The sequence below is a fragment of the Candidatus Magnetaquiglobus chichijimensis genome (assembly GCF_045865675.1).
Lineage (GTDB): Bacteria > Pseudomonadota > Magnetococcia > Magnetococcales > Magnetaquicoccaceae > Magnetaquiglobus > Magnetaquiglobus chichijimensis.
On record NZ_BAAFGK010000005.1, the window covers coordinates 63,094 to 87,823 of the forward strand.

The 24,730-nt window shown below is 60.6% G+C and carries 21 protein-coding genes; 16 read left to right on the forward strand and 5 right to left on the reverse strand.

Annotation, left to right across the window (positions count from 1 at the left end; all coding sequences use genetic code 11):
• The first annotated feature begins 250 nt into the window (after positions 1 to 250).
• The 6 genes from ACOY6C_RS14230 (at position 251) to ACOY6C_RS14255 (ending at position 6,296) form a co-directional block, all read left to right on the forward strand.
• Complete coding sequence (locus tag ACOY6C_RS14230; RefSeq protein ID WP_420906182.1) at positions 251 to 1,357, forward strand: AAA family ATPase; 1,107 nt, start codon at positions 251 to 253, stop codon at positions 1,355 to 1,357.
• A complete protein-coding gene (locus ACOY6C_RS14235) occupies positions 1,354 to 2,034 on the forward strand; it encodes a DUF4276 family protein (protein WP_420906183.1) in 681 nt (226 codons plus the stop codon). The genes ACOY6C_RS14230 and ACOY6C_RS14235 overlap by 4 nt, the downstream gene beginning before the upstream one ends.
• An 86-nt stretch (positions 2,035 to 2,120) precedes the next feature.
• Positions 2,121 to 4,211 carry an elongation factor G gene (locus ACOY6C_RS14240; RefSeq protein WP_420906184.1) on the forward strand — a complete coding sequence of 697 codons (2,091 nt, stop codon included), beginning with the start codon at positions 2,121 to 2,123 and terminating at the stop codon, positions 4,209 to 4,211.
• 318 nt (positions 4,212 to 4,529) lie between these two features.
• Positions 4,530 to 4,736 carry a hypothetical protein gene (locus ACOY6C_RS14245; RefSeq protein ID WP_420906185.1) on the forward strand — a complete coding sequence of 69 codons (207 nt, stop codon included), beginning with the start codon at positions 4,530 to 4,532 and terminating at the stop codon, positions 4,734 to 4,736.
• Positions 4,729 to 5,616, forward strand: coding sequence for an alpha/beta fold hydrolase (locus ACOY6C_RS14250; protein ID WP_420906186.1), 888 nt, complete (start codon positions 4,729 to 4,731; stop codon positions 5,614 to 5,616). The genes ACOY6C_RS14245 and ACOY6C_RS14250 overlap by 8 nt, the downstream gene beginning before the upstream one ends.
• 125 nt (positions 5,617 to 5,741) lie before the next feature.
• Positions 5,742 to 6,296, forward strand: coding sequence for a DUF3576 domain-containing protein (locus tag ACOY6C_RS14255; RefSeq protein WP_420906187.1), 555 nt, complete (start codon positions 5,742 to 5,744; stop codon positions 6,294 to 6,296).
• A gap of 161 nt (positions 6,297 to 6,457) precedes the next feature.
• On the opposite strand, the gene ACOY6C_RS14260 is transcribed toward ACOY6C_RS14255, so the two are convergent.
• Entirely contained in the window at positions 6,458 to 7,042 is a 585-nt protein-coding gene (locus ACOY6C_RS14260) for a hypothetical protein (protein ID WP_420906188.1), read from the reverse strand.
• Between the two features lie 262 nt (positions 7,043 to 7,304).
• On the opposite strand from ACOY6C_RS14260, the gene ACOY6C_RS14265 reads away from it, so the two are divergent.
• From ACOY6C_RS14265 to argH, 6 genes are all read left to right on the forward strand, one after another.
• On the forward strand, positions 7,305 to 7,529 hold the full coding sequence (locus tag ACOY6C_RS14265; protein WP_420906189.1) for a sulfurtransferase TusA family protein: 225 nt from the start codon (positions 7,305 to 7,307) through the stop codon (positions 7,527 to 7,529).
• Positions 7,530 to 7,555: 26 nt separating this feature from the next.
• Positions 7,556 to 8,023, forward strand: a complete 468-nt coding sequence (gene dsrE2, locus ACOY6C_RS14270) for a sulfur carrier protein DsrE2 (protein ID WP_420906190.1) — start codon at positions 7,556 to 7,558, stop codon at positions 8,021 to 8,023.
• 212 nt (positions 8,024 to 8,235) lie between these two features.
• The gene (locus ACOY6C_RS14275) at positions 8,236 to 9,408 is read left to right on the forward strand and encodes an aspartate aminotransferase family protein (protein ID WP_420906191.1); all 1,173 of its coding nucleotides are present in this window, start codon (positions 8,236 to 8,238) and stop codon (positions 9,406 to 9,408) included.
• A gap of 11 nt (positions 9,409 to 9,419) precedes the next feature.
• Entirely contained in the window at positions 9,420 to 10,370 is a 951-nt protein-coding gene (argF, locus tag ACOY6C_RS14280) for an ornithine carbamoyltransferase (RefSeq protein WP_420906192.1), read from the forward strand.
• 198 nt (positions 10,371 to 10,568) lie between these two features.
• Positions 10,569 to 11,789, forward strand: a complete 1,221-nt coding sequence (locus ACOY6C_RS14285; protein ID WP_420906193.1) for an argininosuccinate synthase — start codon at positions 10,569 to 10,571, stop codon at positions 11,787 to 11,789.
• Positions 11,786 to 13,165 carry an argininosuccinate lyase gene (argH, locus tag ACOY6C_RS14290; RefSeq protein WP_420906194.1) on the forward strand — a complete coding sequence of 460 codons (1,380 nt, stop codon included), beginning with the start codon at positions 11,786 to 11,788 and terminating at the stop codon, positions 13,163 to 13,165. The genes ACOY6C_RS14285 and argH overlap by 4 nt, the downstream gene beginning before the upstream one ends.
• 549 nt (positions 13,166 to 13,714) lie before the next feature.
• Here the strand turns inward: argH and ACOY6C_RS14295 are convergent.
• Together ACOY6C_RS14295 and ACOY6C_RS14300 are read right to left on the reverse strand one after the other, a co-directional pair.
• A complete protein-coding gene (locus ACOY6C_RS14295; protein ID WP_420906195.1) occupies positions 13,715 to 15,325 on the reverse strand; it encodes a fumarate hydratase in 1,611 nt (536 codons plus the stop codon).
• A 70-nt stretch (positions 15,326 to 15,395) separates the two neighbouring features.
• Positions 15,396 to 16,352, reverse strand: a complete 957-nt coding sequence (locus tag ACOY6C_RS14300; RefSeq protein ID WP_420906196.1) for an HAD-IIA family hydrolase — start codon at positions 16,350 to 16,352, stop codon at positions 15,396 to 15,398.
• Between the two features lie 216 nt (positions 16,353 to 16,568).
• On the opposite strand from ACOY6C_RS14300, the gene ACOY6C_RS14305 reads away from it, so the two are divergent.
• From ACOY6C_RS14305 to ACOY6C_RS14320, 4 genes are all read left to right on the forward strand, one after another.
• Positions 16,569 to 17,492: a selenium metabolism-associated LysR family transcriptional regulator gene (locus tag ACOY6C_RS14305; protein ID WP_420906197.1), complete on the forward strand. Its 924-nt coding sequence runs from the start codon at positions 16,569 to 16,571 to the stop codon at positions 17,490 to 17,492.
• 47 nt (positions 17,493 to 17,539) lie between these two features.
• A complete protein-coding gene (locus ACOY6C_RS14310) occupies positions 17,540 to 17,857 on the forward strand; it encodes a cupredoxin domain-containing protein (protein WP_420906198.1) in 318 nt (105 codons plus the stop codon).
• Between the two features lie 364 nt (positions 17,858 to 18,221).
• A complete protein-coding gene (locus tag ACOY6C_RS14315; RefSeq protein ID WP_420906199.1) occupies positions 18,222 to 18,923 on the forward strand; it encodes a phosphatase PAP2 family protein in 702 nt (233 codons plus the stop codon).
• 86 nt (positions 18,924 to 19,009) lie between these two features.
• Positions 19,010 to 21,646 carry an ATP-binding protein gene (locus tag ACOY6C_RS14320; RefSeq protein ID WP_420906200.1) on the forward strand — a complete coding sequence of 879 codons (2,637 nt, stop codon included), beginning with the start codon at positions 19,010 to 19,012 and terminating at the stop codon, positions 21,644 to 21,646.
• A gap of 155 nt (positions 21,647 to 21,801) precedes the next feature.
• Here the strand turns inward: ACOY6C_RS14320 and ACOY6C_RS14325 are convergent, their stop codons facing one another.
• Both ACOY6C_RS14325 and gyrB read right to left on the reverse strand, forming a co-directional pair.
• Positions 21,802 to 22,275, reverse strand: a complete 474-nt coding sequence (locus ACOY6C_RS14325; protein ID WP_420906201.1) for a methylated-DNA--[protein]-cysteine S-methyltransferase — start codon at positions 22,273 to 22,275, stop codon at positions 21,802 to 21,804.
• Between the two features lies 1 nt (position 22,276).
• A complete protein-coding gene (gene gyrB, locus ACOY6C_RS14330) occupies positions 22,277 to 24,721 on the reverse strand; it encodes a DNA topoisomerase (ATP-hydrolyzing) subunit B (protein ID WP_420906202.1) in 2,445 nt (814 codons plus the stop codon).
• Positions 24,722 to 24,730: the final 9 nt, after the last annotated feature.

The following is a 24,730-nucleotide window of genomic DNA, read 5'->3' on the forward strand; positions in this document are numbered from 1 at the left end:
GTTACGGGGGACGGGGGGCCGAAGGTCCCCGGCGGGGGCGGGGCAGAGCCCCGCGACTTTAGATTCTGCTTTTGCCATCTTTATGCATTTGCTTTTGACTTTATGACGTTCGCGCGCTTTTCACGATAAGCGATTTTTCGCGCCTTTTGCGAAAAATCGCGCAAGCGCGCGTCGGCCTCTCAAGGTCTGTCGGGAATCATTGGGCCTGGCATGGACGATTCAGAATGACCCCATCCTTTTCGAGGTTCTGGTGAGCGCGATTTCAAGCCTTAAAATTCATGGTTTCAAATCAATCCGCAATCTGGATTTGGAGTTGCGCAATCTGAATGTGTTGATCGGGTCGAATGGTGCGGGCAAGAGTAATTTTATCTCGCTTTTTCAGATGAATTCTGAATTAATCGAGGGCCGTTTGCAACTTTGGGTGCAAAAACAGGGGGGCGCGGATCGTATTTTTTCATTTGGTATTAAAAATACCAATAATATTACAATCGGATCCCGATTTGGATCAAATGCTTATTTGTTCAGTCTCCTACCAACGGTTTATGGTGGATTGGTCTTTCAAGCCGAAAAAGTATTTATTTTTAAAGATGAAGAACAAATTCTTTCGGATTTCGAAGCTGGGCACAAGGAATCAAATCTGAAAGATTTGCGATTGAAAGGCGATGACCCTATCCAGATAGAAATCGCCAGTCACTGTTACAATGCCATGTCGCGTTGGAAAATCTACCATTTCCACGATACCAGCGAATTTGCCGGGATGCGCCGGCTAAGCGCGCTGCACGATCAGGCCACCTTGCGTGGCGATGGTTCCAATCTGGCGGCCTATCTGTTTCATCTGCGCGAGTCTCACCCCGACGTTTACGCCATGATCCGCAAGACCGTGACATTGGCAGCACCCTTTTTCGATGATTTTGTCTTGAATCCGCGCCAACTCCCCACGGGTGAAGAGCAGATTCAACTGCTGTGGCGCCAGAAAGGGAGCGATTACCCGTTGTGGCCGAGTCAGCTTTCGGATGGCACGTTGCGGTTTATCTGTCTCGTCACCGCTTTGTCGCAGCCGGAGGCACCCTCCACGATTCTGATCGATGAGCCGGAGCTGGGGTTGCATCCTTATGCCATCACGCTGCTGGGCGCGTTGATGCGCATGGCCTCGCAGCGCATGCAGGTGATCGTCTCCACCCAATCGGTGCCGTTGATCAATGAGTTTTCCATCGATGATCTGCTGATCGTGGAGCGTGAGGAGGGCAATACCGTGTTTCGCCGCCATACGCAGGAGTCGTTTGCCGCCTGGCTGGAGAGCTATTCGGTGGGGGATCTCTGGATGAAGAACCTGCTGGGCGGGAGACCCCGCGCATGATCCGCGTGCATGTAATCTGCGAGGGTCAGACGGAAGAGGCGTTCGTACATGAATTGCTTGTTCCCTGGTTCAACGAATATGAGATCAAACTGACGCCACGTCTGATCGGAAAGCCAGGGCACAAAGGTGGAAGGGTGAACTGTGCCAGGTTGTTCGAAGACGTACAACTGTTACTGAATGATAAAAGTGCCTATTGCACTACCCTGATCGATTATTATGGAATGGAAAACGACGTACCGGGCAAGGTGGAAGCTGACCGATTGCCAACTCCTGCCGCCAAGGCAGCTTGTCTTACCACAGCCATCCGGTCATCACTGCAAAGGGAGCTGGGCGAAAAATATGCCGCTGCCATGCAACGCTTCATTCCTTATGTACAGTTGCATGAATTCGAGGCATTGTTGTTCAGCGATCCGGAACGGTTGGCCAGGGGAATCTTTCGAAATGATCTGGCCGATCGTTTCCAAACGATACGAAATGCATTTGCCACGCCGGAAAATATCAATGACAGTCCATTGACAGCACCAGCAAAAAGGATCTCAAGATTGGTTCCAGACTACGAAAAACCGCTGTATGGCTCTTTAGCCGCCCTGGAGATCGGTCTGGAGGCCATGCGGCGCGAGTGCGCCCTGTTTCGGGATTGGATGGATGGGCTGGCCGCTTTGCCGCCATTGAATTAATCAAGGAGTCATCATCATCCTGGTACGCAGCAAGCCAGGGTTCGCGAGCGTTGTTGATTGCACCTACTAAAATAAAGGAAACTCCCATGCCCAATGTTCCGGAAATCAGTCTGTTGCGCAACGTCGCCCTGATCGCCCATGGCGGGGGCGGGAAGACCACGCTGGCGGAGTCGCTGTTGTTCAACGGCGAGGCGATCGCGCGGCGGGGTGACGTGGACAAGGGCACCACGGTGATGAGCACCGAACCCGAAGAGGTGGAACGGCGGGTCACCATCGTCCCGCACATCGGTCATTGCGTGTGGCGGGACCGCTGGTTCAACCTGATCGACACCCCTGGCTACAGCGACTTTCTGGAATCGACCCGCGGCGTGCTCGACGTGGTGGGGGGCGCGGTGATGCTTTTTTCCAGCGAGGTGGGGATCAAGTCGGAGAACGAACGGCTCTGGGCCATGGTGGAAGAGTCGATGGTGCCGGTGATCGGATTCATCAACAAGCTCGACCGTCCGCGTGCCGACTTCATCCGCACGCTGGGCACGATCGAGGCGCGTCTGAACATCACCACCCTGCCGCTCACCATTCCGATCGGAGTGGGCGAGCATTTCGGCGGCATCGTCGATCTGATCCCCATGACCGCCTGGTCGGCGCGGGACGGGGTGTTCTTTCAGATCGACCTGCCGGAGAGCGCCCGCGCGGATGCCGAATACTACCGCACCCAGTTGATCGAAAAGATCGTCGAGGGCGACGACGAATTGTTGGAGCGGTATTTGTCCGAGGGCCGGGAGCCCTCGCTCGATGAGCTGCACAAGGGGTTGCGCGAGGCGGTGATCACCCGGCGTCTGCTGGTGGTCTACTGCGGTTCCGGCGCGGCCAACATCGGCGTCCGATCGCTGGCCAACGGCATCGCGGAATATTTTCCCAGTCCGATCGACAAGGCAACGGTCAAACCGCTCGTCGGGGTGGATCCGGACCATCCGGAACGGGCGGTGTCGCGTACCCCCTCCCCCACCGATCCCTTCTCGGCGGTGGCCTTCAAGACGGTGATGGATCCGTTTTCCGGTAAATTGACGGTGATCCGGGTCTTCTCCGGGGTGATCGAGAACGAACAGCCCTTCTACAACGGCACCCGCGCCCACAAGGAGAAGGGTGGAAGGCTGTTCCGTCTCCAGGGACGGGAGATGATTCCGATCCAGAAACTCGGCGTAGGCGAGATCGGCGCCATCGCCAAGCTCGAAGGGGTGCATACCGGCGATACCCTGTGCGCCATCGACCATCCGATCCGCTACGAACGGGTCAATTTTCAGGAGCCAACCCACACCTTCGCAGTGGAGACCGACTCCAAAACCGAGGACAAGGTGGCCGCCGGCCTGGAGAAACTGGTCGAGGAGGATCCCACCCTGCGGCTGCGGCGCGATCCGGCCACCCATGAACTGATTCTTTCGGGCATGGGACAGACCCATCTGCGGGTGGTGCTGGATCGGCTCAAGCGCAAGTACGGCGGCATCGCCACCTTGAAAACCGCCCGTCCGCCGTTTCGCGAGACCATCACCAAAAAAGTGCGGGTGCAGGGACGGCTCAAAAAGCAGACCGGAGGCCGCGGTCAGTTCGCCGATTGCTGGCTGGAGATGGAGCCTTTGCCCCGCGATGGCGGCTATGCGTTCGAAAATCGCATTTTCGGTGGGGTGATCCCGCGCCAGTTCGTCCCCTCGGTGGAAAAGGGGATCATCGAGGCCATGGAACAGGGGATCGTGGGCGGCTATCCGGTGGTGGATGTGAAGGTGGCCCTGGTGGATGGCAGTCACCACTCGGTGGATTCATCGGATTTCGCGTTCAAGACCGCGGGTTCCATGGGCTTCAAGAAGGGGTTGGCCGAGGCCGGATCGGTGCTGCTGGAGCCGGTGATGACCATGGAGGTGACGGTCCCGGACGATGTGCTCGGCGACGTGATCGGCGATCTGAACAGCCGGCGCGGCAAGGTGCTCGGCGTGACCCCCAAGGGCGGCGGAGGTCAGGTGATCGCCGCCGAGGCGCCGATGGTCGAGGTGTTGGATTATGGCAATGTGCTCAACGGCCTGACCTCGGGACGCGGCCTCTACACCATGCGTCTGTCGGCCTATGCCATCGCCCCCAGTCACATCACCCGGGTGATCCTGGAGCAGGAGAAGAAGAGCGAGGCTTGATTCCGGGCCATGTTCGCGGCATCGTTTCGCGCCTTTGGCGAAACGATGCCGCGAACATGGCGGCGCGCAGCGATTTTTCGCAAAAAACGCGCTAAAAAGCAAAGTCAAAAGCCAAACCTCGAAGACCCCGTTTCCGCACTTAAGCCGGGAACCTTGGGTCTCCCCTCCCCTGCAAGCGTGGGGGCCTGAATCATGACGTTCAAGAAAGAGTGGCAACCGTATCCAAAAAAAGAGGTCAAGAAATCCACACGATTGGACGATTCAATGATCATGACGGCACGTTCGTTCCTGATGTCAAGCGTAAACGACGAGGAAACCATGATCAGCGTATCCTATCCAGTCTTGTTGCAACTCTACCGTCGGGAAGACCGCACCCGCTCCACCCGCCAGGTCGTTGAACCGGGAACCGGCGTGCAGGCGCGCATCTCCACGACCCGACCCGGCTTCTCCCAGTCCACGCTCGCGGAGAGCGATGGCAAGGATTTTCAATCCTTTTTCCTGAAAGCCCTGGAAAAACGTGATTAAACGGCTCCCTTCCCAAACCCGCTTGTCCGTCACGGACAAGCGGACGCTCAAGCGCATTGCCAGGCAATGCGCTTTTTTTACGCATGTCGTCCTCGGCGTGATCGTACTGCTCGGCATGCCGCGAGCCGCGCATGCCGACGTGGCGATTCTGGTGCATGGCTATTTCAGCGGCGACGACGCCTGGCAGCGCTCCGGCGTGACGGCGGAGCTGGAAAACGCGGGTTGGAAGTCTCTGGGCCGGATGATCGCCACCGGTCGCGAGGTGATCGAACGGGAGCCGACCAACCGCACGGAGAAACACGGTTATCTGTTGGCCGATCTCCCCTCCGAAGCGCCGCTCACGATCCAGGCCGAGGGGCTGAAAGCGATCCTCACCACCCTGCGCGCCCAACGCGGCACGGAGAGAACCATTCTGATCGGCCATTCGGCGGGCGGGGTCGTGGCGCGCCTGCTGATGGTGAACGGTCCGGAACTGGCCATCCACACCCTGATCACCATTGCCGCCCCCCATCTGGGCACCGACAAGGCGGAAGTGGCCGGATTGATCGCCTCCACCCCGCTGGCGATGATGGCCCCGATGATGGGAGCCGATACCCTCAACCGCTCCCGGGCGCTCTACGCGGAGCTGGAACGGGAACGACCGGGCAATTTTCTCTATCGGCTCAACCGGCAGCCCCATCCCACGGCCCGGTATGTGTCGATCGTGCGACGCGAAGGGTTCGCCTTGTCCGGCGACAACACCGTCCCAGTCTGGAGCCAGGAGATGGCCCGGATCATCGCCTTGAAGGTTCGGGCCAGGACCGCGATCCAGAGTGGCGAGGGCCATGCCCTGGAACGTCAGGATGGAAGGATTCTGGCGCGTCTGCTCGATTCGGAGTGAATCGTCAAAAAATTCCATGCTCGCGCGGGAGATGCTTTCCCCGCGCAACGGTTTTGCTTCATAATGAGATCGGTTGAGACCATTCCCGTCCCCTTTGCAAAAAGACTCCGATGAAAGAAACCTCCATGAAAATCCGACTCATGAGCGCGGCAATCACCGCTTTGGCCCTGTCGATCAGCGGCTGCTCCAACTCCATCATCAGCAGTCCCAACACCCTGGAGCAGCAGAAACTGGCCAAATTCGGCCAAAAGAAGGCGCGTGAAGATGCCCAGGAGGGACGCACGGAGAACGTTTCTTCGGAACTGCTCGGTCAGGAGAGCATCTTCAGCATGGGAGGTCTGGGCGGCGGCGCCAAGCTGTCCCAGGAGCAGATCCGTCAGAACAAACTCTACGCGGGCGCCATGGATGTGGTGATGGAGCTGCCGGTGCAGGTGGCCAATCGGGAGGGAGGGTTCATCTCCACGGACTGGAAGGTGGATCCCAACGATGGGCGCACCCGCTATCGGGTCAACATCCGGGTATCGGGTCAGGCGCCCTACGGGGATGTGAAGGTGGTGGTGCTCAAGCAGACCCAGCGCGGGGATGGCAACTGGCAGGATGCCCCCTCGGACAGCGAGACCGCCCGGCAGATCGAAAAGGCGGTTCGCAAGAAGGCCCAGGACGCCCGTCCGGCGGAGTGATCGCCGGGCTCCATGGGCGCCGGCGGCGATGTCATGGTCTCGATGGGCGCCGGCGGCGATGTCATGGGCTCCGATGGGCGCCGGCGGCGATGTCATGGGCTCCGATGGGCGCCGGCGGCGATGTCATGGTCTCGATGGGCGGGTAAGGCGGTTGGACCGCCTCACTCCTCGTCATCCTCGCCGGAGACCGGAACCGCCGTGGCTCCCGGCGTCGCCACCGCATCCACGGGCGAAGGCGGCTTGGCGCCAATCGGACGCACCGGCAGGGGGAGCGTCAAGTTGATCAGGGTATCCCCGGTGCTGGTCAACGGTTTGTACTGACCGCCCCGATAGTCCTGAAACTCGATGGTGGTCTTGGTTTCCGAAACGCGCCGCAAGAACTCCATGGCCACCGACGCCTTGATGTGCGCCAGACAGATCCCATATCCCCCCTTGTCGGTGACCACGATGGAAAAGAGTTTCACGGATTTGCTCAACTGGGCCAACGGCTCGTCGTTGAGATATCCCAGCTCCATCAACCCGTCGGGGGTGCCGCTCACCGCCGGGGGATAGGTGTTGCGGTCCCGATAATAGTTCAGGCAGGCGCGACTCAACACATAGAACATGCCCAGCAACACGGTGAGTTTGTCTGGCGGCATCTCATCCTGAATCGAGTCCTCGCGCAGGGTGCGAAGTTTCAGGAGAAACCAGAAAAGCGCGATCAATACGAGCAAAACGATGAAAATCGTCAGAATCGGATGTTCCATGGCCGTTTTTGTCCAAAGCTGGAGGGTTGACTCCCGATGGTCACCCGGTAACGCCCGTCAGGGGTGTTGCCAGGAAGGGGGATGAGGGTTTCCCCCATCGTGATCAGTCAGTTTCATGGCGCGTGCCAGTTTTTTATCTTGAGATGAGAAAAAATTCTTTGCAACCCGCGCCAATGCGATTCACTATAACAGAGTTTGCTGTTTTTCTTATATGACTCTCTCTCTTTCTCGCTTCAGTGTCCAACCCGGAGGAAAAACGATCATGGCTGATATCACCCTCGACGCCAAGGGGCTGAACTGCCCGCTCCCCATCCTGCGCGCCAAGAAAGCTCTCAAGGACATGGCATCCGGACAGATTCTCGCCATCGAGGCCACGGATCCCGGTTCCGCCAAAGATTTCGAGTCGTTCTGCTCGCAGACCGGCAACGAACTGGTCAAGGCGTCCGAAGCGGCTGGCGTCTTCTACTACGAAATTCGCAAGCCCTGATCATTGGACCGAGGAGTCATCCGAACATGGCGCAGAAACGCTTGGCGATCATCGCCACCAAAGGCACCCTGGACTTTGCCTATCCGCCGTTGATCCTGGCCACCACGGCAGCGGCACTGGATTACGAGGTCACCATTTTCTGGACCTTCTATGGTTTGCAGGTTCTCAAGAAGAATCGCAATCTCAAGATCTCCCCGCTGGGCAATCCGGCCATGCCGATGCCGGTGCCGATGCCGGTGCTGGTGCAGGTTCTTCCGGGCATGGAGAGCATGGCGACCATCATGATGAAACAGAAGATGGCCGGCAAGGGTGTGGCCTCCATCGACGATCTGATGGAGATGGCCATCGAGTCGGATGTCAAGATGATCGCCTGTCAAATGACCGTCGATCTGTTCGACTTCAAGCACGAAGAGCTGATCGACGGTCTGGAGTATGCCGGCGCCGCCCGCTTCTTCGAAGTGGCCCAGCAAGCGGACATCGTGCTGTTCATCTAGTTTTCCCTCGCGGATTTTCCCTCGCGGAGGTTCCCGGATATCCCTGGACCTCCGCGAAGCCCCGCCAGCGCCCCAAAATCACGTCCGCCATCCCCTGTCTTGCGCTCGAAAACCGTCGAAAAACCCATCTGCCCCTTTTTTCTCCATGAACCGTTGCGGCCTGAGTGGTAAAAGGCTATAAAAAACGTTTCAAATCAGTACGGAGAGGCAGCATGAACGACATTCAGTGCATCATGTCCACCTATGGACGGAATCCCGTGGCCTTCACACGGGGTGAGGGAACCCGCCTGTGGGACGAGGAAGGCCGGGAATATCTGGACTTTTTGGCCGGCATCGGGGTCAACAACCTCGGCCACTGCCCGCCCAAGGTCACCGCCGCCATCCGCGAACAGGCCGGACGCCTGATCCATACCTCCAACCTCTACCGCATCCCCTTGCAAGAGAAACTCGCCCGGCGCTTGACCGATACCTGCTTCGCCGATCAGGCGTTCTTCTGCAACAGCGGCGCGGAGGCCAACGAAGCGGCGATCAAACTCACCCGCAAATTCATGCGCGATCACGGCCATCCGAGCCGTTTCGAGATCATCACCGCCGTGCATGGCTTCCATGGCCGCACCATGGCCACCCTCTCGGCCACCGCCCAGGAGAAGGTGCAACGCGGCTTCGAACCCCTGGTGCCCGGATTCCGCTATGTGGCCTTCAACGACCCGTCCGCGGTGGAAAAGGCCATCAGCCCCTATACCGCCGGCATCCTGGTGGAACCGATCCAGGGCGAATCCGGCGTGCGCCTGCCGGACGATGGCTATCTGGAGTCCCTGCGCGCCATCGCCGATCAACACGGTCTGTTGTTGATCCTCGACGAGGTGCAGACCGGCATGGGCCGCACCGGGAAGTTCTGGTGCCATCAGTGGAGCAGCGTCACCCCGGACATCATGACCGTGGCCAAGGGTCTGGCTTCGGGCGTGCCGATGGGGGCCTGTCTGGCCACCAGCCGGGTCGCCGCGTCGTTCTCGCCGGGCACCCACGCCTCCACCTTCGGCGGCAACCCCCTGGCCTGCGCCGCCGCGCTCGCCACCCTGGAAGTGCTGCTCGACGACGGGGTGCTCGCCGGCGTGCCCGACCTGGGTCAGTACCTGCGCGACAAACTCGATGGCCTCAAGGGTCATCAAGCGATGATCCATGCCACGCGCGGTCGCGGCCTGATGGCCGCCGTGGAACTCAAGGGCGGCACCGAGGAGGTGGCCGCCATGTGCCTGAATCGCGGCCTGCTGTTGAGCTGCCAGATGGGCACCACCTTGCGCATGCTGCCACCGTTGACCATCACCCGCGATGAAATCGATCAGGGCGTGGCCATCCTGGACAGCGTGCTCAGCGATCTCTTTTGACGGCCAACTCCATGAACGCGCGCTCCTCCACCAAACGGGACCTTTTGACCTTCGACGATCTCACCGCCCAGGAGATCCGCCATCTGTTCCAGCGGACCACCCAGCTCAAGCGCAACCGCGCCGCCGGACGCGACGTGGCCACGCTCCAGGGGCGCACCCTGGGCATGATCTTCGAAAAACCCTCGACCCGCACCCGCGTGTCGTTCGAAACCGGCATGTTCCAGCTCGGGGGACAGGCGTTGTTCCTCTCCAGCCAGGACATCCAGCTCGGACGCGGCGAGGAGGTTTCCGATTCCGCCCGCGTGTTGTCGCGGTTCGTGGACATCATCATGGTGCGCACCTTTGCCCACAAAAAGGTCGAAACCATGGCCGAATATGCCACCGTGCCGGTGATCAACGGCCTTTCCGACGACTTCCACCCCTGTCAGGTTCTGGCCGATCTCTTCACCTACGAAGAGCATCGCGGACCGATCGGCGGACACAAGGTGGCCTGGATCGGGGATGGCAACAACATGGCCAACTCCTGGATGCAGGCTGCGGCCAAGCTCGGATTCGACCTGGTGTTGGCCTGTCCGGCCAATTACGAGCCCGATGCCAAGCTGTTGGGCCACACCCAGCTCGAGGCCGCCTCCACCGGGGGTTCGATCACCGTGGTGCGCGCTCCTGCCGAGGCGGTGGCGCATGCCGATCTGGTCTGCACCGACACCTGGACCTCCATGGGTCAGGAGGCGGAACGGCAGCGGCGTCTGCGCGCCTTCGCGGATTACTGCGTGGACGAGGCGTTGATGCGCCAGGCCAAGGACGAGGCGTTGTTCATGCACTGCCTGCCCGCCCATCGCGGCGAGGAGGTCTCGGCTGGGGTGCTCGATGGCCCGCAATCGGTGATCTGGGACGAAGCGGAAAATCGGTTGCATATCCAGAAAGCGGTTCTCGAGTGGCTGATGGGCGTGGATATTCATTAAACCGTGGAACGGTAAAACAATCGTTGCCGGGGACCGAAGGTTGCCGGCTTAAGTGCGGAGGCAGAGCCAGGGAAAAGTCCCGAGGGTTCTGCCCTTGGATCCCACCAGGGGCCAGCCATTGAGCCCTGGACCCCGATGACTGTGGGATCCTGAATCGTTACAAATTCGTATCGTTACGTATCACCAAAGAGGAACCCCATGTCCAAACCCGTCCAAAAAGTGGTCCTGGCCTACTCCGGAGGTCTGGATACCTCCATCATCCTCAAATGGCTCCAGGAGCACTACCAGTGCGAAGTGGTCGCCTTCTGCGCCGATCTCGGCCAGGGCGAGGAGCTGGAACCGGCCCGCCAGAAGGCCATGAACCTCGGCGTTCGCGAAATCTACATCGACGATCTGAAAGAGGAGTTCGTGCGCGATTTCGTGTTTCCGATGTATCGCGCCAACGCTCTTTACGAAGGGGTGTACCATCTCGGCACCTCGATCGCCCGTCCCCTGATCGCCAAACGCCAGATCGAGATCGCCACCCAGTGCGGGGCCGAAGCCGTCTCGCATGGGGCCACCGGCAAGGGGAACGACCAGGTGCGCTTCGAGCTGGCCTATTACGCTCTGCGTCCCGGAATCCAGGTGATCGCGCCATGGCGGGAGTGGGATCTGACCTCGCGCGAGAAACTCCTGGCCTATGCCGATGCCAACGGCATTCCGGTGGCGCGCGACAAACGCGGCGATGTCCCCTATTCCATGGATCGCAACCTGCTGCACCTCTCCTTCGAAGGCAAGGTACTGGAAGATCCCTGGAAGGAACCCGAAGAGGAGATGTTTGTTTTGTCCGTCTCCCCGGAACGCGCGCCGGACAAACCAACCTATGTGGAAATCAGCTTCGAAAAGGGCGATCCGGTGGCCATCGACGGCGAGCGGCTGTCGCCGGCCAATCTGCTGGCGCGTCTGAACGCCCTGGGTGGGGCCAACGGCATCGGACGGGTCGATCTGGTGGAGAACCGTTACGTGGGCATGAAATCCCGTGGCGTCTACGAAACCCCGGGCGGCACCATCCTGGGCGTCGCGCATCGCGCCATGGAGTCGTTGACGCTGGATCGCGAAGCGGCCCACCTCAAGGACGAACTGGGCCCGCGTTACGCCTCGCTGGTCTACAATGGTTATTGGTTCTCGCCGGAGCGGTTGATGCTCCAATCCCTGGTCGATGCCTCCCAGACCTACGTCACCGGCGTGGTGCGGCTGAAGCTCTACAAGGGAAATGTGATCGTCACGGGTCGCAAGTCCGAGCAGTCGCTGTTCGATCCGGTGGTGGCCACCTTCGAGGATGACCATGGCGCCTACGATCAGGCGGATGCCAGCGGTTTCATCAAACTCAACGCCCTGCGGATGCGCATCGCCGCCCTGGTGCGCCAAGGAAAGCCATGAGCAAGAGCAAACCGTGGGGTGGGCGCTTCTCCCAGCCCACCGATGCCTTCATGGAGAGCTTTTCGGCCTCGATCCACTATGACTCGCGGCTGTTCCGCCAGGACATCCAGGGATCGATGACCCACTGCCGCATGCTGGCCCGTCAGGGGATCATCGCCGAATCCGAGGCGGATCTGATCGTCGAGGGTTTGGCGCGGGTCAAGGTGGAGATCGAGGAGGGGCGTTTGCCGTTCCGGGACGACCAGGAAGACATCCACATGCATGTGGAGGATCGTCTGCGCGAATTGATCGGTCCGGTGGCCGGCAAGCTCCATACCGCCCGTTCGCGCAACGATCAGGTGGCCACGGATCTGCGTTTGTGGCTGCGCGAGGAGGTCGATGCGATTCGCGAGGCGTTGCGCAGTCTGCAACGCATCCTGCTCACCCTGGCCGAAACCCATGTGGAGACGGTCATGCCGGGCTTCACCCATCTGCAAAACGCCCAGCCGGTCAGTTTCGGCCATCATCTCATGGCCTATTTCGAGATGTTCGATCGCGACCGGCAGCGGTTCGGCGAGGCGCGCAAACGCATCAATCAACTGCCGCTCGGTTCCGCCGCCCTGGCCGGCACCCCCTTTCCGATCGATCGCGCGTGGGTGGCCAAGGAGTTGGGTTTCGAGGGGATCTGTCGCAACTCGCTGGACGCGGTATCGGATCGGGATTTCGTGATCGAGACTGCGGCGGCCTGTTCGTTGGTGATGATGCATCTTTCCCGTTTCTCCGAGGAGTTGATTCTCTGGTCTTCGCCGGCATTCGGTTTTGTGGAGTTGTCCGACGCCTTTGCCACCGGATCGAGCATCATGCCGCAAAAGAAAAATCCGGACGCTCCGGAGCTGGTGCGTGGCAAGAGTGGGCGGGTGACCGGTCATCTGATGGGGTTGTTGACCATGATGAAGGGGTTGCCGTTGGCCTACAACCGCGACATGCAGGAGGACAAGGAGGCGATTTTCGACATCATCGAGACGGTGCGGGGATGTTTGAAGGTGTTTGCCGGCATGTTGGCCGAGATTCGCGTTCATCAGAAGGCGATGGCCGCCGCGGCCAAGGTTGGTTTCACCACGGCCACGGATCTGGCGGATTATCTGGTGCGGCAGGGGATTCCGTTCCGCAAGGCGCACGAGGTATCCGGGCGGTTGGTGCGGTTATGCGTGGAGTCGGGGCGGACGTTGGAGCAGTTGTCGTTGGCCGAGATGCAGGCGGCGGATCCGCGGATTGGCGCGGACGTGGTGGAGGTGTTGACGGTGACCGCTTCGATCAACGCCCGGAAGGTGGTGGGTGGGACGGCGTTTGCCACGGTGCGTGCGGCCATCGAGGCAGCGCGGAGTCAGGTGGTGTAATGGGGATCGGGGGCGAAGCTCCCCGGTAAACGGGGGGAGGGAAATCTCCCCACCCCTGAAGTTCCCCAATCAACCGTTGCGGGGGACCGGGGGCCGAAGGTCCCCGGCGGAGGTTCGGAGGCAGCGCCTCCGAGGTTTGGCTTTTGTCTTTTATCTTTGTCTTTTTAGCGCGCTCTTCAAAAAAGCGTTTTTTCGCGCTTTTTGCGAAAAAACGCTGCGCGCCGCCTTGGCTGCGGCATCGTTTCGCGCCTTTGGCGAAACGATGCCGCGAACATGGCCTGGGGTCAGGCCACCGGAGGCGACTCATCTTCCGCGAGCCATTCGCCCCCTCCATGGCCCCGGCGGGCAAATGAAGAGTCCCAAGGGCTTTGCCCCTGGATCCCGCCAGGGTCCATGGGCCCCTGGATCCCACCAGGGGCCAGGGTCCATGGGCCCCTGGCCCCCGCCAAATGCAGGGGTTCTGACCGCCATTTGCCCCTGAATCCCGCCAGGGTCCATGGGCCCCTGGCCCCCGCCAAATGCAGGGGTTCTGAATCGTTCCAAGATTGCTTACAATCCCAACTCCGCGAAGAAATCCCCACCCTTGTCATCGACCACGATGAAGGCCGGAAAATCTTCCACCTCGATGCGATGCACCGCCTCCATTCCCAACTCCGGGAAATCGATCACCTCCACCTTGCGAATGCTCTTTTGCGCCAGCGAAGCCGCCGCGCCACCGATCGATCCGAGATAGAAGCCCCCATTGGCCTTGCAGACCGCGGTCACCTCGCGACTGCGATTCCCTTTGGCCAGCATCACCAACGATCCGCCAGCCTTCTGGAAACGGTCCACATAACTGTCCATGCGCCCGGCGGTGGTGGGACCGAACGACCCGGAAGGCATGCCGTCCGGCTTTTTGGCCGGGCCGGCATAATAGACGATGTGATCCTTGAAATAGTCCGGCATCCCCTCGCCGCGATCCAGACGCTCCTGAATGCGGGCATGGGCGATGTCACGGGCCACCACGATCGGACCGCTCAGCGACAGACGGGTGCGGATCGGATAACGGCTCAATTCGGCGCGGATTTCGCTCATGGGACGATTCAGGTCCACCCGCACCGTCTCGCCGGAGGTCGGCTCCACCTCGGGGAGGAAACGGGCCGGATCACGCTCCAACGCCTCGAGCCAGATCCCCTCGGCATTGATCTTGGCCAGGATGTTGCGGTCCGCCGAACACGACACGCCCAACCCCACCGGACACGAGGCGCCATGCCGCGGCAGACGGATCACCCGCACATCGTGGGCGAAATACTTGCCGCCGAACTGAGCGCCCAGACCGATGTTTTTGGCCAACTCCAACACCTCGGCCTCGAAGGCGCGGTCGCGCAACGCGCCGCCGATGCCATCGCCGGTCTCGGGCAGGGTATCCAGATAGCGCGCCGAGGCGAGCTTGACGGTCTTCAAGGTCATCTCCGGGGAGAGTCCGCCGATCACCAACGCCAGGTGATAGGGTGGGCAGGCCGAGGTTCCCAACCCTTTGAGCTTGTCGGCGACGAAGGCCGTCAGCGACGCGGGATTCAACAGCGATTTGTTCTGCTGGAACAGGAAGGTCTTGTTGGCCGAGCCGCCTCCCTTGGCCAGAAAGAGGAATTTATAGGCCTCGCCATCCACGGCTTCGATGTCGATCTGAGCGGGCAGATTGGTGCCGGTGTTCTTTTCATCGTATAAATTGATGGGCGCCACCTGGGAGTAGCGGAGGTTATTGTCGGCATAGGCCGAGAAGATTCCCCGCGACAGGGCCTCGCGATCGTTGCCGCCGGTCCAGACCCGCTGTCCCTTCTTGGCCACCACCGTGGCCGTGCCGGTATCCTGACAGCTCGGCAGCACCATATCCGCCGCGATGTTGGCGTTTTTCAGCAGTTCCAGGGCCACGTAACGGTCGTTGCCGGAGGCTTCGGGATCGTCGAGAATGGCGCGCAGTTGTTGCAAATGGCTGGTACGCAACAAAAACGACACATCGCGCATCGCCTCCTTGGCCAGCAATGTCAGACCTTCCGGATCGATCATCACCATCCGTGCGCCGCGAAAGTTCTCCTCGCGGACGAAATCGCGGCTCAACAGACGAAATTCGGTCTCGTCGTGTCCCAGATTGAACAGCTCACCATATCGAAATTCGGCCATGATCCTCGACTCTCCCAATCGGTGGAAAGGAAATGAATTTTATTGTCGCCACAACCCGCAACCCGCAACTCTAACGACCCAAAGAATCAATCACATAATCCGGACGTATGCCCCGCGCGTCACACAACCGTTCCAACGCCTCCCCCCAACCGGCACACGCCCCGGACAAGGCCAGACAACTGGCAAACCCCATCGCCGCCGCCCCCAGCACGTCGGTATCCAACGTATCCCCGACCATCAGGATCCGCTCCGGGGCCACATCCGGAAACTGCGCGCGCACCAGCTCGAAGATCGGCGCGAACGGCTTGCCGATCCCCTCGATGACCAGATCATAGGCTTCCACCAGATCCATGGCCGCGAAACCGGCCACCGCCTCCAGCCGACCATCCGGCTTGGGGGTAACCAGATCCGGATTGGCCAACAACAGCGGGACGTTTTTCACCGCCAACAACGCCTTGGCATCGATCTCCTGCTGACCGCCATGGTAGTCGCGATTGCTGCAAAAAAGCAGGTATTCCGCCTCTTCGATGGCCCAGCGGGAACCCGCGCGATTGACCATCCACGCCCCGGCATCCGGCGCATACAGCGCGCTGTCCTCGCTGCCGACCAACAGATAGGGCCGGTCGCGATAGCCCGAGGCGGCCACATACGGTCCAACCGCCATGCCCGAGGAGATGATATGCCCCGCCTCGAACGGATAGCCCATCTCCTTGAGCTTGCGAACCATTCGTGCCGGGGACTGGGAGGCGTTGTTGGAAACCACCCGTACCTGTCTGTCTGCCGCGAACAGCCCCCGAACCGCCTCGGGAGCGCCGGGAATCACCCCGTCACCCAGATTCAACACCCCAAAGGCGTCCAACAGGATCACATCGAATTCCAGGCGCAATTCAGCCAGGGTTGTGCGTACCATCCGACCGGCTCGCAGGGTCTCATCGAGACCGGGCCGCGCCTCGCACCACAAACGCCGATAACGGGCATAGCGCGGGGTCAACGCCTCCTGGGATTCAATGCGGGGTTTGAGATTCATTTTAATAACAAGACCTCATTCCAGTTCCAAAGCGTGACGATACCGTGTTTCACCGCCACTATACCCTCTTTTGTCGGTCATTCCCAAGTCATGTGGCTGTTGGCCGCCATTTTTCGTTTGAAACCCTTTTTTCCTATACATCCATCAAATTTTTTTTTAGCATATAGAGCCATCTCCCTATCGCTTTCGGTATTCCGTCAGAAGGCAGAACATCCCATGAGCTTTTCCGATACCCGGCTCCGGGTTTTCTACTCCGTGGCCAAACATCTCTCCTTCACCCGCGCGGCTGAAGAGCTCTACCTCACCCAGCCCGCCGTGACGTTCCAGATCCGACAGCTCGAAGAACATTTCAACACCCGCCTTTTTGATCGCCATCACAACCGCATCTCGCTGACCGAGGCGGGCATGATGGTCTTCAGCTACGCGGACCGGATCCTGGAACTCTATCGGGAGACGGAAAAAGCCATCAACGAAATGACCGGCGTGACCCGCGGAGTGATCAAGCTCGGCGCCACCACCACCCTGGGCGAGTACCTGCTGCCGCGCATTCTAAGCGGTTATCACGACGGCTTTCCCGGCGTACAGGTACGTCTGACGGTCCACAACACCCGCACCGTGGTGCGCAAGCTCGAGGACGCCACCATCGACATCGGCATGATCGAAGGGCCGATCAGCAACAAGAACATCGTCGTCGCCTCCTGCATGGAGGATGAGCTGGTGCTGATCATGGCCCCGAATCACCCGTTCACCAAGCTCGAGGAGGTGCCGGTTCACCGTCTCAAGGAGTATCCGTTCGTCTCCCGCGAGGAGGGTTCGGGCACACGCGCGGTGATCACCGAACAGTTGAGCAAATTCGGAATCCATTACGAGCAGTTGGATCTCATCCTGGAGATGGGCGCCACCGAATCGATCAAGGCCGCGGTCGAAGGTGGCGTGGGGTTCAGCATCGTTTCGACCATGGCGTTGCGCAAGGAGGTCCAGCTCAACAGTCTGGTGGTGCGTCGCCTCAAGGAAGGGACCATCAAGCGCAAACTCAATTTCGTCTTTCAAAAGCAGAAATTTCGCTCCAAGGCGGTGGAGGAGTTTCTCGCCTATGCCCAGGGCGAGTGCTCCAAAATCAAGGAAAAATTTGCCATTTGAGTCCGGGGGAGACCATGCCAGGGTTCAGGTCTGATCATGGTTGGGTATTGGCGGTTCTGCTTTGTCTGTCGCCGGCTGCCGTATGGGCTGATCAGGCCCCGGCTTCCTCGGAGGTGAGCATTCAGAAAATGGCCTTTCATCCGGCCACCCTCACCGTGCGGGTTGGAACCACCGTCACCTGGCAGAACAACGAGGCTGGCGCCACCTATCATGCCGTGGCCAGCGACGAGGCTGGCGCGTTCATGTCAGCGGATTTTTTCCCCGGAGAGCGTTGGAGCCACACCTTCACCACTCCTGGCACCTATCCCTATCACTGCACCCCGCATGAAAACCGCATGAAGGGTACGATCGTCGTGGAGCCGTGAAGGTGGTGGAGATGGAAGGTTGAATCTCCAGAGGGGATGAGCCTTTCTGCCGATTTGGGGTACGATCGTCGTCGAGCCGTGAAAATGATGGCGATGGGATGTCGAATCTCCAGAGGGGATGAGCCTTTCTGCCGATTTGCAAGATGGATCAGGAGGTTGCCACAGGTGATCGCCCGCAACCGCCGGATCCGGGATGATATTCTTTGCCAAATCCAAGGCGATTGTCGTACTCTTCACCGTCGGCTCCTTCCAGTGTGTTGTCTGTGAATACCGCCATCCACGGTCTGGCCCATTTCGAGGCCGTTGCCAACCGGGTGGGTTCCTATCATCCCCGCAAACGTTCTCAATCGCCCCCCTTCCCCCGATGCGCATCAAACCTTCCATCCTCTGGGTCTCGGTCGCGCTGCTCCTGATCCTGCTGCTCGAAACCACCGGTATGGATCTGCCTGTCCAGGATCTCTTCTTCCAGTTCGACAGCCACCAATGGCGAATCGACAAGGACGATCCCTTCTGGCGCGCCATCTTCTATACCGGCGCCAAACGCACCGTCGCCCTCGTGGCCATCCTCACGCTGCTCACACTCCTCCACTCCTGGAAATTCAAGACCCGAATCCATCTGCGCCGCAAACTCATCCTGCTCCTGGTGACGCTGATCGTGGTGCCGGGCACGATCTCGGGCCTCAAGAACATCTCCAACGTCCATTGCCCCTGGTCCCTGACCCGCTACGGCGGGGATCTGCCCCATGTGCCGTTTCTGGCCACCAATCCGAACGATTTTCCAGCCAAACGCCCAGGCAAATGCTTTCCCGCCGGCCACCCCTCCGGCGGCTTCGCCTTCATGTCGCTCTTTTTCCTGCTGCCGGGAGCCTGGCGCTGGGTCGGCCTGGGCACCGGCATCACCCTCGGCTGGATCATGGGACTCTACCAGATGATGAAAGGCGCGCACTATTTGAGCCATGTCATCGTCTCCATGCTGCTTGCCTGGTTGCTCATCGAAGGAATCGTGCTACTATTCGAAAAATACTGGCCTGAAAGGGGGAAAACTCCTCACACCCCCGTAACATAACCGGTTCCACCTCCAACGCGATCGGGCGTATGACCACCACCGCACCCTCGAACCGAGCACGGACGCGTGGCCGTCAATACGGAATCGTGTCCCTTGTGCTGGTTGCCGGCTACCTGCTCGCACGCCAGATCACCTGGACCAGCTCGGTTCATCTGCATACCCTGCTCGAAACCGTGGCCACCACGCTCGCCTTCATGGTCGGCGTGCTCGCCCTGATGCGCCACCATACCGAAAAAGAGGACCTCTATCTGCTGATCGGGGCCGGATTCCTGGGCACCGCGCTCCTGGACCTGTATCACACCATCGTCACCTCGGCCCCTTTTACCCAGGCGATGGCATTGGATTACACCACACTCATCCCCTGGAGCTGGTTTTCGTCACGCTTCTTCCTCGCCTTCTTCCTGGTGCTGAGCTGGTTTTTCACCCGTCACGACACCCGCATCCACCCATCGCGGTTGAACCCCCGCTGGGTTCTCCGGGGCATGGGACTGTTCACCCTGGCCAACCTGTTGTTCTTCATGCTCATGCCCCTGCCGCGCGCCATCCATCCGGAATGGTTCGTGCCCAGACCACAAGAATGGGTGCCGGCAAGCCTGTTCCTGATCGCCCTGATCGGATTTCTGAACAAGGGAAACTGGCGGGACAACACCTTCGAACACTGGCTGGTGCTGGCACTGCTGGTCAATTTCTGGGGCGAGGCCCTGTTCATGGCCACCTCGGACCAGCTGTACGACGAACGGTTCGACCTGGGACATTTCTTTAAACAGATCAGCTATCTGTGCGTGCTGATCGGCCTTCTGATCAGCATTCTGGTGGTCTCCTTCGACCTCAAGCAGGCACGCCAGGAGGCGGAAACCGCCAACCGCTCCAAAAGCGCCTTTCTGGCCAACATGAGCCATGAAATCCGCACGCCGATGAATGGCGTGCTCGGCATGATCGAATTGGCCTTGAACGTCGCCATCTCGCCGACAACCCGTGAGTATCTGTTCAAGGCCCAGGCATCGTCCCTCACCCTGCTCCGGTTGATCAACGATATCCTGGACTTCTCCAAGATCGAACAGGGCGCCCTGGTCCTGGAAAAGATCCCCTTTCGCCTGCCCGATCTGCTGGCCGACGTGGCCGATCTGTTCGCACCCAACATCGCGGACAAGGATCTGCGCCTGGATATCATCACCCCCGCCCGCAAGATCGAATGGCTGATCGGTGATCCGCTGCGGCTGCAACAGGTGCTGTTCAACCTGGTGGGCAACGCGGTGAAATTCACGCCACGGGGTCGGATCACGGTGAGCGTCGCGGCTCTCGGACGGACCGCGGGCAAAGAGCAGATTCAATTCCGGGTGATGGACGAAGGGATCGGCATCCCGCTGGAAAAACAGTCCGCCCTGTTCGCACCCTTCACCCAGGCCGATGAAAGCACCACGCGCCGCTTCGGCGGCACGGGTCTGGGATTGGCGATCTGCAAACGTCTGGTGGAGATGATGGAGGGTGAAATCTGGGTGCGCAGCGCGCCAGGTCGCGGCAGTACCTTTCATTTCACCGTGCTGTTGGAGATCGGTCAACCCAGCGGTGAAGCGTGCTCAACCCGCGCCGTCACCGCGCATCGCCGCGCGCCGTTGAGCCGCGACGCCCTGGTGAACCATCTGGGCGGGGCACGGGTGCTGCTCGTGGAGGATCAGCCGATCAACCGTCAGGTGGCCGAAGCCATGCTCTCCGGGGTGGGTCTGATCGTGGAGTGCGCCGACAATGGCCAGATGGCCCTCGACAAGCTGGAACAGGACTCGTTTGATCTGGTGTTGATGGATATCCAGATGCCGATCATGGATGGTCTGTCGGCCACCCGGGCGCTGCGGGCCGATGCACGCTGGCGGGAGTTGCCGGTTCTGGCCATGAGCGCCCATGCCATGCACGAAGACCGTCTGGAGAGCCTGAACGCGGGCATGAACGAGCACGTCACCAAGCCCATCGACTCCGCGCAGCTCTTCGCGCTGCTGACCCGCTGGATCGCGCCGCAGTCGCAACGCATCAGCGCCCCCGCGATGAAGGAGGCAACGCACGGCGGTCACAGCTTCGAGGGGTTGACCTGCATCGAGGTGGAGGAACTGCTGGATCGGGTCAATCACAACCAGCAACTGGCGCGCATGCTGCTGAAGGAGTTCGTGCGCGGTCAGGAGCAGTCGATACCGCGCCTGCGGTCGTGGCTGGAGAGCGGCGATCCGGAAGATGGCACCAGGGCCATGCGCCTGGTCCATTCATTGAAGGGGATGGCCGGCAATCTCTCCGCCAGGCGGGTATTCGAATCGGCACGGGCCCTGGAAATGGTTCTGCGGGCCGGGGCCGTCAGCACGGCATGGTCGTTGTTGTTGGACGACCTGGAACGGGCCCTGGACCAGCTGGTTGCCGAGGTGCGCGCCTGGGAGCGGAGTGAAACGGCGGCGGGCGTGATGGTGGAGGCACAAGGATTCGATGCGCGGACGGTTGGCGAATTGTTGCGTCAACTCAAACCGATGTTGATTCAACAGGATTTCGATGCCTGCGTGCTGTTCGAACGTTTGAAACCGATGTTGGAGGCCGGGTTGACCTCGGAGAAGGACTATTCGAATTTGATTCGGGAGTTGGGCGGGTGTTTGGACCAGCTGGATTTTCAGGAGGCCCGACAGGTCTTGCATCGGCTGGTGGGGGTCATCGGATTGGAGATGGCGCAAGATGAGTCGGGTGACGGGTGAGTATGCGGGGATCTGCCGATTTGCCGGATGGATGCAAGCGGTGGCCACAGGCGCTTGCCCGCAACCGCCGGATCCGGGATCAAACAGGCCGCGATTTTGCCGGATGGATGCAAGCGGTGGCCACGGGCGCTTGCCCGCAACCGCCGGATCCGGGATCAAACAGGCCGCGCTCGCCTGGTGACCTCAACCCCTTCCAATCGCAACAGAAACCGTTTGCTCTCCAGCCCACCCCGGCCACTGTATCCCCGCAACGCGCCATCTGAGGCCACCACCCGGTGACAAGGGAGCAGGATCGGGAGCGGATTGGCGCCCAGTGCCGCGCCCACGGGGCGAGGCGCGGCGTCGATCCGTTTGGCGAGCGCGCCATAGCTCTCGATCCGGCCCGGAGGGATCTCCCGCAGCGCCTCCCAGACCCGGCGCTGAAACGGGGTGCCCCGTGGCGCGAGGGGCAGCGCATCCAGAGCCGGAAAACTCCCCTTGAAATAGGCGTCCAGCCATTCGGCCACCTGCTGGCGCAAGGCGGGATCCGCCGAATCGGGCGTTGGTTGCGTACTCAGGGCCAAGATCGAGACGGCGTCTGTATGCAGCCAGTACGGGCCCAGAGGGGTCTCGAAATCGGGGGATGTCATGTCACACATCCAGATTCACCACATTCAACGCATTCGACTGGATGAACTCCCGGCGCGGCTCGACCGCATCCCCCATCAACGTCGTGAAAACCGTATCCACCTCGATGGCATCCTCCACCCGCACCTGCAACAGGGTGCGCACCGTCGGATCCATGGTGGTCTCCCACAACTGCTCGGGATTCATCTCACCCAAACCTTTGTACCGCTGGATCGTCAACCCCTTGCGACCCTCGGCCATCACCTGGCTCAACAGCGCCTCCAGATCCGCCACCGGCGTCTCCGTGCTCCCCTTGCGCAACCGGGCGCCCGCGCCCAACCGTTCGGTGATGCGCCGCACCACCTGCGACATGTCCCGATACTCCGGCGACCGGATCAACTCGCCATCCAACCGCGCGTCCACCGGCACGCCGTGAATGGTGCGCCGGATCACCAACGCCGCCATGTCGCTCTCGCCATCCAGCTCCACCAACACGGTCAACCGATCCGCTCCGGCCTCGTCCGCCAACGCCCGACGCAGCCGCTCAGCGGTCCGGGTCGCCTCTTCGGCGCTCGCCAGGGAGTCCGCGGTCACCTGGGCCCGCTCCACCGCGGCGGACAGCACCCGCCGGTCGAAACGCCGCGCCAGACGCTCCAACGTCACCTGATAACGCCGCGCGTCCCGCACCAGGTTCAACGTTTCGACCGGCGTCAACGTCTCCCCCTGACCGGTGATCAGCTCCACCCCCTCCAATCCACCCTCGAGCAGCACCTCGACCAGCGACTCCTCATCCTTGAGATAACGGACCGTCTTGCCGCGCGCCAGCCGATAGAGCGGCGGCTGGGCGATGTACAGATAACCCCGTTCGATGATCTCCGGGAACTGCCGGAAAAAGAAGGTCAGCAGCAGGGTGCGGATGTGCGAGCCATCCACGTCCGCGTCGGTCATGATGATGATGCGGTGATAGCGGAGCTTGGCGATGTTGTACTCCTCGGCGCCGATGCCGGTGCCGAGCGCGGTGATCAACGTGCCGACCTCGGCGGAAGAGAGCATCTTGTCGAACCGGGCCTTCTCCACGTTGAGGATCTTGCCCTTCAACGGCAGGATCGCCTGAAACTTGCGATCCCGCGCCTGTTTGGCCGACCCGCCGGCGGAGTCCCCCTCGACCAGATAGAGTTCGCTCAAGCCTGGATCCTTCTCCTGGCAGTCGGCCAGCTTGCCGGGCAGGGAGGAGATTTCCAACGCGCTCTTGCGTCGGGTCAACTCGCGGGCCTTGCGGGCCGCCTCGCGGGCCGTGGCCGCCTCCACCGCCTTGCCGAGAATCCGTTTGGCATCCTGGGGATGCTCTTCGAAATAGGTGGTCAGGTGGTCCGCCATCACGCTTTCGACCGCGGGCCGCACCTCGGAGGAGACCAGTTTCTCCTTGGTTTGCGAGGAGAATTTCGGGTCCGGCACCTTGATCGACAGCACGGCGGTCAACCCTTCGCGGCAATCCTCGCCGGCCAGGGTGGCCCCCTTGTCTTTTTTCAAGAGTCCGATGGTCAGGGCGTATTGATTCAGCACGCGGGTCAGCGCGGAGCGAAAGCCGATCAGATGGGTGCCACCGTCCCGTTGCGGGATGTTGTTGGTGAAGCAGTAGACGTTCTCCTGATAGGAGTCGTTCCACTGCAACGCCGCCTCCACCTGGATCACCCCTTTGGTTTCGATAAAACAGACCGGCGGGGTCATGATCGGCGTGCGGGCCCGGTTCAGATGTTCCACAAACGAGCGGATTCCTCCCTTGTAATGGAAGTGATGCTCCTTTTCCGTGGCATCCTCACGAATGAAAATATTCACCCCGGAGTTCAGAAACGACAGTTCCCGCAGCCGTTGCGACAAGATATCGAACGAGAAGGTGACATCCGTGAACACCTGCCGGCTGGGCAGGAAGGTCACCTCGGTACCGGTGGTCTTGGCCGTGCCGATGCGGCGGATCGGCTCCACCGGGTCGCCATCCCGGTACTCCTGATGCCATTTTTCGCCGTTGCGGCGGATGGTCAGCTCCAGTCGTTCCGAAAGGGCGTTCACCACCGACACACCCACCCCGTGCAGACCGCCCGACACCTTGTAGGAGTTCTGATCGAACTTGCCACCCGCGTGCAGCACGGTCATGATCACCTCGGCGGCGGAGCGTCCCTCTTCCAGGTGGATATCCGTGGGAATGCCGCGTCCGTTGTCGCGCACGGTCACCGAACCATCCACGCGCAGGATCACGTCGATCCGGTCGCAGTAGCCGGCCAGGGTTTCGTCGATGGCGTTATCCACCACCTCGAAAACCATGTGATGCAGGCCGGTGCCGTCGTCGGTATCGCCGATGTACATGCCGGGCCGTTTGCGGACCGCTTCCAATCCTTTCAAGACCTTGATGCTATCCGCGCCGTATTCGGAGCTGGCATTGGCCGGGGTATCGTTTTCGTCCGTCGTGGTCATGCGGGGTTT

What these genes read in the sequence shown, in the direction of transcription:
- ACOY6C_RS14235 (WP_420906183.1), top strand. Translation starts at nt 1,354, where the DNA reads ATGATCCGCGTGCATGTAATCTGCGAGGGTCAGACGGAAGAGGCGTTC.
- ACOY6C_RS14240 (WP_420906184.1), top strand. Translation starts at nt 2,121, where the DNA reads ATGCCCAATGTTCCGGAAATCAGTCTGTTGCGCAACGTCGCCCTGATC.
- ACOY6C_RS14245 (WP_420906185.1), top strand. Translation starts at nt 4,530, where the DNA reads ATGATCAGCGTATCCTATCCAGTCTTGTTGCAACTCTACCGTCGGGAA.
- ACOY6C_RS14255 (WP_420906187.1), top strand. Translation starts at nt 5,742, where the DNA reads ATGAAAATCCGACTCATGAGCGCGGCAATCACCGCTTTGGCCCTGTCG.
- ACOY6C_RS14260 (WP_420906188.1), bottom strand. Translation starts at nt 7,042, where the DNA reads ATGGAACATCCGATTCTGACGATTTTCATCGTTTTGCTCGTATTGATC.
- ACOY6C_RS14265 (WP_420906189.1), top strand. Translation starts at nt 7,305, where the DNA reads ATGGCTGATATCACCCTCGACGCCAAGGGGCTGAACTGCCCGCTCCCC.
- dsrE2 (WP_420906190.1), top strand. Translation starts at nt 7,556, where the DNA reads ATGGCGCAGAAACGCTTGGCGATCATCGCCACCAAAGGCACCCTGGAC.
- ACOY6C_RS14275 (WP_420906191.1), top strand. Translation starts at nt 8,236, where the DNA reads ATGAACGACATTCAGTGCATCATGTCCACCTATGGACGGAATCCCGTG.
- argF (WP_420906192.1), top strand. Translation starts at nt 9,420, where the DNA reads ATGAACGCGCGCTCCTCCACCAAACGGGACCTTTTGACCTTCGACGAT.
- ACOY6C_RS14285 (WP_420906193.1), top strand. Translation starts at nt 10,569, where the DNA reads ATGTCCAAACCCGTCCAAAAAGTGGTCCTGGCCTACTCCGGAGGTCTG.
- argH (WP_420906194.1), top strand. Translation starts at nt 11,786, where the DNA reads ATGAGCAAGAGCAAACCGTGGGGTGGGCGCTTCTCCCAGCCCACCGAT.
- ACOY6C_RS14295 (WP_420906195.1), bottom strand. Translation starts at nt 15,325, where the DNA reads ATGGCCGAATTTCGATATGGTGAGCTGTTCAATCTGGGACACGACGAG.
- ACOY6C_RS14300 (WP_420906196.1), bottom strand. Translation starts at nt 16,352, where the DNA reads ATGAATCTCAAACCCCGCATTGAATCCCAGGAGGCGTTGACCCCGCGC.
- ACOY6C_RS14305 (WP_420906197.1), top strand. Translation starts at nt 16,569, where the DNA reads ATGAGCTTTTCCGATACCCGGCTCCGGGTTTTCTACTCCGTGGCCAAA.
- ACOY6C_RS14315 (WP_420906199.1), top strand. Translation starts at nt 18,222, where the DNA reads ATGCGCATCAAACCTTCCATCCTCTGGGTCTCGGTCGCGCTGCTCCTG.
- ACOY6C_RS14325 (WP_420906201.1), bottom strand. Translation starts at nt 22,275, where the DNA reads ATGACATCCCCCGATTTCGAGACCCCTCTGGGCCCGTACTGGCTGCAT.
- gyrB (WP_420906202.1), bottom strand. Translation starts at nt 24,721, where the DNA reads ATGACCACGACGGACGAAAACGATACCCCGGCCAATGCCAGCTCCGAA.